The organism is Nodosilinea sp. P-1105, assembly GCF_012911975.1.
Classification (GTDB): domain Bacteria; phylum Cyanobacteriota; class Cyanobacteriia; order Phormidesmidales; family Phormidesmidaceae; genus Nodosilinea.
The window spans coordinates 1-892 of sequence record NZ_SMDQ01000177.1; the positions used below are offsets into that span (position 1 = coordinate 1).

Here is an 892-nt window from a genome sequence, read left to right on the forward strand (position 1 = left end):
GGCGCGGTCGGATTCATCGTGAATCTGACGGGTCACTTCCAGCGCCTCCGGCAGCAGCTCCGGCTGCTGTTTCGCCAGTTCACTCAGGGCCATGGCGCGGTAGGATTCAGAGCTAATCTGACGGGTCACTTCCAGCGCCTCCGGCAGCAGCTCCGGCTGCTGTTTCGCCAGTTCACTCAGGGCCCTGGCGCGGTAGGATTCATCGCGAATCTGACGGGTCACGTCCAGCGCCTCCGGCAGCAGCTCCGGCTGCTGTTTCGCCAGTTCACTCAGGGCCCAGGCGCGGTAGGATTCATCGCGAATCTGACGGGTCACTTCCAGCGCCTCTGGCAGCAGCTCCGGCTGCTGTTTCGCCAGTTCACTCAGGGCCCAGGCGCGGTAGGATTCAGAGCTAATCTGACGGGTCACTTCCAGCGCCTCTGGCAGCAGCTCCGGCTGCTGTTTCGCCAGTTCACTCAGGGCCCTGGCGCGGTCGGATTCATCGCGAATCTGACAGGTCACTTCCAGCGCCTCCGGCAGCAGCTCCGGGGGCAGCTGTTTCGCCAGTTCACTCAGGGCCCTGGCGCGGTCGGATTCATCGCGAATCTCACGGGTCACCGCCAGCGCCTCCGGCAGCAGCTCCGGGGGCAGCTGTTTCGCCAGTTCACTCAGGGCACTGGCGCGGTAGGATTCATCGCGAATCTCACGGGTCACGTCCAGCGCCTCCGGCAACAGCTCCGGCTGCTGTTTCGCCAGTTCACTCAGGGCACGGGCGCGGGAGAATTCATCGCGAATCTCACGGGTCACTTCCAGCGCCTCCGGCAACAGCTCCGGCTGCTGTTTCGCCAGTTCACTCAGGGCCCAGGCGCGGTCGGATTCATCGCGAATCTGACGGGTCACTTCCAGCGCCTCT

1 pseudogene is annotated in these 892 nt (G+C 64.3%); it reads right to left on the reverse strand.

From position 1 onward, the window contains the following. A pseudogene (locus E1H13_RS26645) lies at positions 1 to 879 on the reverse strand (hypothetical protein); the annotation flags it as partial. Positions 880 to 892 lie beyond the last annotated feature (13 nt).